Raw genomic sequence first — 8,991 nt, 5'->3', positions numbered from 1 at the left:
AGTAACTACTATATGGGATATCAACATGAAAACTTGGAGAAACTGCAATTTAACCAAGCTGTATTAATAGACGCCCACAATTCAAATAAGTTCAAAAAATTATTGTTAATTTTTAACTTTTAATTAAAGACAACATTTGTTGTTCATCAAACTGGGTAAAACTCATTGATTTTTCAGTAAATAATGCATCAACTAGAGCTTGTTTATCTTGCTGCATTTGAAACACCTTTTGTTCAATAGAGTTAGCCATAATCAATTTATACACAAATACCGGATTAGTTTGGCCAATACGATAAGCACGATCGGTCGCTTGCTTTTCAACAGCTGGATTCCACCAAGGATCAAAATGAATAACGGTATCGGCTTGGGTTAAATTAAGCCCTGTGCCACCTGCTTTTAAGCTAATTAAAAATACCGAAGTAGTGCCACTGGTGAATTCGTCTATCACTTTATCGCGATGGCGCGTTTGCCCAGTTAACATGCTAAATTTAATGTTAAGTGTATTCAAACGCTCGGCAATTAAATCAAGAGCAGAGGTAAACTGGCTGAATATAATCACCTTACGGCCAAGGCTGAGCATTAAAGGTAAATGGCTTGATAACCATTCTAACTTAGCACTAGCAGCGTCGGTTTCTGGCTCAATAAGTTTAGGATGACAACAAATTTGGCGAAGTTTTAATAGTGCCTCTAGAAAGGCGAGTTTACTTTTTTGCACGCCTTGCTCGGCAAATAAATCAATGAGTTTTTCTTCAAGCGCATGTGTTATGCCTTGGTACATGTCTTTTTGTTTAGGCTCAAACTCAAACTCTTTAACAAGCTCCGTTTTTTGCGGCAGTTCTTGAGCCACTTGGGCTTTAGTCCGGCGCAAAATAAACGGCATAATTAACGCTTTTAACTGCTCTGCACGCTCAATGTTACTTTCGCGCTCAATAGGACCTTGAAAGTGCTGCTTAAAGTGCGCCTGGGAACCTAATAGCGAAGGCATAGCAAAATCGAGTAACGACTTTAATTCAAATAAATTGTTCTCAATTGGGGTACCGCTTAAGCAAAGCTTAAAATCGGCATTCAAACGTTTAACTAACCGCGATACCTGTGCCGTATCATTTTTAATATACTGCGCTTCATCAAGAATAATGTTTTCAAAATACAGTGGCGAATAATAAGCAATGTCACGTTTTAATAACGGATAGGTGGTTAATATACACTGTGCTTGTGCCAAGTGTTTCAACGCATCATTACGGTGTGCACCAAAAATAGTTGTGACTTTTAAGTTTTTAGCAAACTTGTTAATTTCGTTTTGCCAATTACTCACTAAGCTTGTTGGGCAAACAATAAGCGTAGGGCCAGCCTGCGGAGTATTATAAGAACTGGCTAAATAAGCAATCACCTGCAAAGTTTTACCCAAGCCCATATCGTCCGCTAAAATACCACCTAGCTGATTACGCTTTAAAAAGTTAAGCCAAGCTACGCCTTCTTGCTGGTATTCTCTAAGCACCACAGAATCGTGTAAGCCATGAATGGCGATATTGGGCGATAACAGCGCGTCATTGCTTAGCTCATCAAGGTAGCGCTCTAATGACGGATCATGTAGCTCAACATTTATGGCTATGTGCTTAACTAATTCAGGTAAGTATGAAAGTGGAATATTAAATTCGTCGCGCGTTTTAATAAACTCAAATCGCAATTTAAACTCAATTAATAAATTAAACGCAGCCTTATCTATAACTCCAAATTGACGGCCAACAGGATAGTAATAAAACAATTCGCTTTGACGATTTAACGATTCAAACAGTTTATTATTTACATTAAATAAAGTGGCCACTTTGGTATCGTTAAGCACAACTTTGCAATGCATTTGATGCCCAGCAGCTCTGTTTACATGCAAGGAAATTTGGTTTTTAGTATCGGCAATATTTATTTTGCTCATTGATACTTGCCAACCACGTTGCTTAAAGCTTGGTAACACCTCATGCGCTAACCAGTGTAAGTGAATAGCCGATTCCTGACTAAAAATAAACTCGCTGTGTAAACCCCCTTTACAAAAATCAAAGCCTAAGTTGACCAGCTCGTTGGTAACGGTGTTTTCAAATGCACTGTTTATTAGTTTTTCAGGCGCTGTACCTGCTAAGTAGTTTTTATTTTTATACTTAAACGATAACGAAATAGCCATTACTGAGCCCGACATGCTGACTTTAAGTACGGCATTACTCAACGACTTAACAGGCATGCTTGGTGCATTAGTAGGATGGGGAATAACACCGGCACCAAAATTATCAGCAAGCTGCTTATAAATTCGATCAAAGTTTGTATCGTGAAGTGCTGGTATTGTTTGTAAATGAGCAATTTCGTCCGCACTGAGCGGAGTGCGAATGCGGCCTAGCTTATATTTATCTAAGTCTAAGTAGATGGGCGGTGTAGTTTTAATTAATGCCCAATTAGTAATTTGATCTAGGTGAATTTTTAACTGGGTGACTTCTTTTTGTTTTTCCCAAACAAAATTTAGGGGTAAGCCAGGTTGCGCTTTTATAGGTACTCGCGAACGCTGTAAAAATAATCGTTCTGTAGCTAGTAATTGCTGCAGCGCGTTAAAGCCCCATTGACCTTTGAGTTCAATATTACCGACCGCATTTTGCGAGCGGATCCAGCTATATAATCTAAAATCACTTTCTAGCAGGTCGCTAGGGGTTACAAAACTATTAAGCTGTTGCTCAGTTAAATTGCGACCTAATGCATAATTATTATTTTTATCGTAGTTGGCAATTTTAGGCGTTAAAAATACTTTATCGTTTTCAATATCTAATACAAACAGTAACACTTGTGATGGATGAGCTTGATCGGTGTTTTTAAGCGAGCTAAGTTCGCTAAACCAGTCATTAATAAAATAGTCTTCGCCGTATTCACCTGAGTGTTCAATTTTAAGTTTTAACAAAATTGCAGCCAAATGGCGGCATTTAGTTTTAACATTACAAGTACAGTGTGTGTCGACTGAATAGCCAGTTGGTAATTTACTGATCTCAATTCGTTGGTTAAACGCAATGCCCTTATCGCCTTGCACAGTAGAATCAACAACAGAGAAATCAGCATTATGTTCTAACCAACTTATTTGGCCGTTTTTATAATACGACTTACCCTTTGCTAACACCGCGGGTTTAAACAATTTTTTTATGAATCGCTCAGAAAGAGGAAACTGGGTAGCCTGCTCATTTTTAATTTCTTCAAAAATAGCCATTAAATCATTTTTTGATAAGTTAGCAGACATGTCACTCAAAGTATTAAAATTTAAAAACAATTTTTCCAGTATATGCCTTATCAACGCTGAGCTAAAGCAATATTATTTTTAAAATAAACTGGTTGGATCTGATTGGTTAGTAAAAAATTGGTTTATAAGGATTGTTTAATTTTGCTCACTAAAAAAAGGCGTTTAAATTACAAAATAAAAACAATATATTAACTTAATAGAGAGGTTTTGCTAGGAGTAGATCAGGTTTTTACTAACAAGGTAGCAATTTAATCAAATAGAGCAGGTTTAGTTAGTAAAAATACGATCCTTAGTGGTTTATCGGGCTTTTTTTGCTTTTTATTACCACAGAAGATCAGATTTTTACTAACTAATTAAGAGGGCTAGATCACTATTTAACTAACCTCCCCCTTTTACAGATCACGATATTACTAACTAATTAAAGGCACTTAATAGTTTAGTAAGTTGTTCTAAGCGCTTGTCTGTCATCACTTTATTATTAATTTTTATTGAAACGTCACCACTTTTAAGGTTACGTTGCACACTAATAAAGTCGTTTTCAAGCACAGCCTCACGCTTTAATGCTGTTTTAGGCTCTGCGGTTAATAGTTTAGTGATCAGCATAGCGCGCTTGTCGTCGGCTTCTAAGGCATTAACTTCATCATTGCTTGCAAGTGCCACAACTAACTCGTTAAATGCAACCTCGTCTCGCTCCTTTGCGTTAATCAGCTTTTTAGCGACTTCTCTACCAACATGATTAGCTGTTGGGTAAAGGGCTATAACATCGGCAGATATTTGCTCATACGCTTTAATCGCATCCGCAATGGCGGTATGCGATACCCCTTCAATAACGGCAATCTCGCGGTACGATCCTTTTTTGCCTTGTTGAATGAGTTCGTTTCGAGTTTGCTGATACGCTTGACCTAACTCCCAAAGACTTGGAGCAATGTATTGATCCGAAGAAACTGCTAACACTTTGGCATCTTGCTCATTAAAATCACTTGAACTCAAAACAAGATAATCTGCACCAGCCAAAATACAGGCTTTGCGACGTCTTGAGCCTGCAAGAACAAGACTCATATCACCTTGATCCCAAAGCAGGGCGGGGTGCTGATTACGTCCATCTTCTTTAATTGCAGGAAGTATATCGGATACCGACTTTTCGTTTAAAAGCGCTTGTACACGGCGATTTTTACCATAAACCTGAGTCGATTTTTCAATCTCGTTATGAGCAATCACTTTACAAACCAATGTGATTTCGCGATTAGGATCGCTTGGCGCAGGCATACGAATAACATCGCCTGCATTAGCTTGCTCTAAAAGAGCGTCTAAACTGCTACTGCCAACAGCGGTTGCAAAGGGATCTAAGCGGGTGTCATTTTTACGTTTTTTAGCCATTTTTAGTCAACATCCTTACTTAGGCGTATTTAATTTTGATTGTGTAGATTGCCAATTTGAACGAATTAGCATTTCGAGTTCGTCAACAACATCTTTGATATTTTCTTGTGCGCGCATTAACGATTCTCTACTCGCTAAACTGTCAGACGCTTTTTGATCAAAAATAGTATTAAACGAGGATGAACTCGCAGTAATTGCTGAGCTGTGATTAATAGGGTAGCTCATGACTTGGCGACCAAAGGCGCTTCTTACGTCTTTAACTATGTCACGTTGTGAGTGATTACCTTTTACATAATTGGTAACCAAAAATTGCATAAAATCCCAACCATCGTGACCAAGAGCTGCAACGGTATGATAAATCTCACCTAAACGTTTTAAATATTTATTATTAGCATCAAAGTCTACCGCTTCAGGATGAACCGGTATAAGCATCGCTGTAGAAGCCATTAATGCATTATAAAACATAAAGTTAAGGGTAGGCGCTGTATCAATTAGTAAAATATCAAATTCATCTTTTACTGGCTCGATAACACGTTCTAACAGCTTATGGTAATGGCGAGTTTGCTCATAGTTTGAGGTGTCTTTAAGCAACGTTGCAGTTTCGTGTTCAAAATAAAAATCATCCATACCTGAGGGTAAAACACGAATATTAGGAATATGAGTTGGTAAAAAAGAGTTTGAAACAAATTCAGGCCAGGTTTCACCTTCTTCAAGATCAATGCAGTCACGCATTAAATCACCAACAGTAATTGGATCGGGCTCAGAAGATGGGAAAAAGCTAGATGATGACCCCTGCGGATCTAAATCGATAATACCAATTCGGTAACGCTTGATGTTAGTAGTGGCAAGTGCTGCAGCAATATTAACCATGCTCGTTGTTTTACCACAACCACCTTTTAGTGAATTAATAACAATAACTTGGAGTTTGTCTGTTGGTGCACGATGATCGGGTTTTATATCCATTATATCGGCCATGGCAAAAATATTAACCAACGTATAAGCGTAATGACCGTTTGCACCGCGTTTTATGTTTAAATCGTCAAAATCACCATTGTCATGGCGTCTTTTTAAGGTACGATTATTACAACCAAGTAAATCAGCAGCGGCTTTTTGGGTGTAGGTTCTTAATTCTTTTTCTTCAGATTTAAGATGGGCGCGGTAATGTTGAATACGTCCTTCTAGTGATTTTTCAGCAACTTCTGCGGTTGCTTTCAAAAGTCGGTAGGTATCTAGCGCATTATTATTGATAGACATACTTTATTCCTCAAAGTTAGGCGTTTAGTATAATGTCCATTCAATTAGCTGTAAACAACTATTTAAGGCGACATGCATTTTAAATACATGACATATAAAATAATTTTACGCCTTTAATATTGCTTAGTATAAATAAAGAAGTTTAAGTATGGTTAAATATATAAGGTATTAAAGGCTAAGGCCTTAAAATATACATATAACATTCTGATTTATATAAACAATGTTAAAAAAACTGGATCAGCATTGTACGTGGTTAAGATCAGATCCTTATCTACTAGCAGATCACCTTTTTACTAAGCAAATATTTAGCAGCTTAGTTACGCACAGGTTAAGCACTGAGTTATTCACAAAATAGATGCTGTAGATCATGTTTTTACTAAGTAAATTATAAAGTTATGCACCCACCATCAGGAATAATAAGCGGTTTAATTAGTATAGATCTGATCTGTAGTAAGTACAGATCAGATCTATGCTAACTGGAACTAAGCTTATCCACAGGCCTCTCATTTTTACTGTCATTTGTCGTGCTAAATTTAAAAAAAAACACTTTGCAATGGACAAATTTATTCTTCAGTTAGTAAAAATTCGGTTTATTAAAGCCTAGTTAGTAAAAACCTGATCTGAAATCTCATGTTTTAACTTTTTCTTAGTAAAATATTGATCTGTGCATTTTATTTGAAGTCAGATCACTTTTATACTAACTTAAACATTTAACTTTTGTGGCTTTATGTGTTGTTATTAGCTGTCACAATAAAAACGGAAATAAAAACCATGAGCCGAAAGGTCAACATCTCGGTAGATAACTTGCCCGATACACTTAGGGGCCAAATTCACGGGGTGGAAAGTGCAATTGATAACGAAAGCTTAGCACTATTTACAGATAATAAAGATGTGCGAATTTCGATAGAAAATGCAGCCCATGGGTTACGCGCTTACTCTAACACATTTAACCATTATGATCTGTGGGGACGCTTTGTTCGCTCAGGACATAAAAAGCTGCCACTTGAAGAAGCACCTAAAAAAACCATAATTACACGTAAGATATCTGAAAAAGTAGACGGTATATTATACGATGGTGAAATTAAAATAACACCGGCTGTGGTGAGTACTCGTAAAGATGGTGAAGACGTAGAATACTTAGTTTGGCCATCAGATAGAGAAGAAAAAGTTGAGCGTGCACTTATTCGCCTTGCTTCAAAAGGTAAAATAGTAAAAATTAATTTTAAGTCCGGTATTCAATATGCAGTTGTGTTTTCTATGAACGAATTAGCACAAGAACTTAAAGCGGTAGGTCAATCTATGCCTTACCCACAAATTAAAGAATCGCTCGAAGCATTACAAGGTTCAAAACTTTCTTTTAAATATTCTGCAACCGACACTAAAAATTCTGATATTGATGATTCGTTCTACGAGTCGAACATGAACTTTTTATCGTCTTTACACTTTAGTGGTAAAAAAGGCCAAGGCGGAAATGTTAAATGTGTAGCGTGTTTAAATGCGTTTGTTCATAACATGATCGATAACCTTGAATATAAAGGTTATTATTTTAATAGTGCTCAAGAGTTAAAGCGCGGATTATCGCGTTGGATGATGCTACGTTTATATCATTTATGGCGCTATGCTGCCCCAGGAAAAACATACCATTTTAGACTGCTGTCTATTATGGAAAAATATGGCTCTATCTATTCAACTGATGATATTACCGAAAATAAATTAAAAGCACTGCGCCGTGATATGACTACCACGATGAAAGATTTAATAGAAAAAGGAGCAATATCTGAGTACAGCATTACGAATGTAAAAGATGATAAAACAGGTAATATTGTAGATTACACTTATGAAATGCACCCATCTGATCAGTTTTGTGATGAGATACTGGCATTAAATAAACATAACAAGCGTATAGAGATACAAGGTGGTAAACGCATTGTTGAAAATGCAGTATTAATTGATGAAGATAAGCTGGAAGAAATTGTAGAAAAATAATTATATTAATTTTTACCAGTATTTATATTAAAGGCCACATTAAGTGGCCTTTTTAACATAATTACTTTGTTACTTGTTCTAAATATAAACGGTCTACCAGAAAGTCATACTCGCGTTTTCGTGGATGTGATAACGGTTTTTCGTAACTCGGCAGTTGGCCATACTTAACATCGGGTTGTGGGTTTATAAGAATAAAAGGTAAGGCTGCACTAACATGATAACGATTTTGAGCCGTGTATCTAACATTAACTTGTGGGCTAACTCGGGTAGGGCGCCTAATTCGTAATTTTTCTTTTTCACCTAGACTGGCAACACGAACTTGCTCTTGAGCAACCAATGATTGCCATTTTTGCTGATCAATCATTCTTGGGTTTTTATACCCAGCGGACTTTTCGAGCATTTCAAGAGCCATCTTTTTTGTGAGTGTTTTAGTGGCGTGTTTATGCATCCAAGTAAAACGAACTGAAAAAGGGGATTCGCTTTCGCTATGAATTTTACGATAAGCGGCAAGCGTAATTAAATTTGGCATAGCATTATGCACGGCTTCAAATCGAGCATCGTTATTGTCAATCGCCAAAATACAATTTTTAAATGCCGCTTTTGCATTATTAACTTGAGCAATCCGATCAATAATGGCTTGTTTGTTGGCATCTTGTAATATTAATAAACCAGGGTGGCGCTTTAATACGCGACTACTCAGACCAGGCTTTTTATACATATCAGAAAAAGAATTTAAAATAGCCTTATGTGCCAGTTCCCCTGTAATTTTAGATACTGCAATCGACTCGGGAATTATATTTTCATCCACACTGCTTATTTCTGGCAGTTGATAGTATTCAGCTTTAGCAAACCCATATTCTTTAAGCTCCTCAATTAGCCTAAGCGTTAACTCATTGAGTAAATCAAACTGACTTCTAATTTGTACCTTCGTAACCATAACACCACCAAGAACACATCTTACTATTTAGCTATTTTCGCAAATACCTTTTTCTTTTGGTAGTTATTTCTTAAATATTACTCTATTGCTAAGATTAATTTCAAATAAAATAGAGTATGATGTGTTCTTTATTGTTGGTATGATCATTTTAATAACAATATTTTCTAACTTACTGATA

At 36.6% G+C, this 8,991-nt stretch carries 5 protein-coding genes; 1 reads left to right on the top strand and 4 read right to left on the bottom strand.

Annotated features, from left to right (window positions below; all coding sequences use genetic code 11):
• Nucleotides 1–112 precede the first annotated feature (112 nt).
• The 3 genes from QL989_RS18805 to QL989_RS18795 form a co-directional block, all read right to left on the bottom strand.
• Nucleotides 113–3,259, bottom strand: a complete 3,147-nt coding sequence (locus QL989_RS18805; RefSeq protein ID WP_290171652.1) for a DEAD/DEAH box helicase — start codon at nucleotides 3,257–3,259, stop codon at nucleotides 113–115.
• Between the two features lie 414 nt (nucleotides 3,260–3,673).
• A complete protein-coding gene (locus QL989_RS18800; RefSeq protein ID WP_010388796.1) occupies nucleotides 3,674–4,636 on the bottom strand; it encodes a transcriptional regulator in 963 nt (320 codons plus the stop codon).
• Between the two features lie 15 nt (nucleotides 4,637–4,651).
• A complete protein-coding gene (locus QL989_RS18795; RefSeq protein WP_010388797.1) occupies nucleotides 4,652–5,890 on the bottom strand; it encodes an AAA family ATPase in 1,239 nt (412 codons plus the stop codon).
• 771 nt (nucleotides 5,891–6,661) lie between these two features.
• Between QL989_RS18795 and QL989_RS18790 the strand changes: the two genes are divergently transcribed.
• Nucleotides 6,662–7,876, top strand: coding sequence for a hypothetical protein (locus QL989_RS18790; protein ID WP_013463357.1), 1,215 nt, complete (start codon nucleotides 6,662–6,664; stop codon nucleotides 7,874–7,876).
• 61 nt (nucleotides 7,877–7,937) lie between these two features.
• On the opposite strand, the gene QL989_RS18785 is transcribed toward QL989_RS18790, so the two are convergent.
• Nucleotides 7,938–8,813 carry a DNA replication terminus site-binding protein gene (locus QL989_RS18785; RefSeq protein WP_290171650.1) on the bottom strand — a complete coding sequence of 292 codons (876 nt, stop codon included), beginning with the start codon at nucleotides 8,811–8,813 and terminating at the stop codon, nucleotides 7,938–7,940.
• Between the last annotated feature and the right edge of the window lie 178 nt (nucleotides 8,814–8,991).

The organism is Pseudoalteromonas sp. APC 3224 (assembly GCF_030407535.1).
Lineage (GTDB): Bacteria > Pseudomonadota > Gammaproteobacteria > Enterobacterales > Alteromonadaceae > Pseudoalteromonas.
This window is presented reverse-complemented; position numbering and strand designations above follow the sequence as displayed.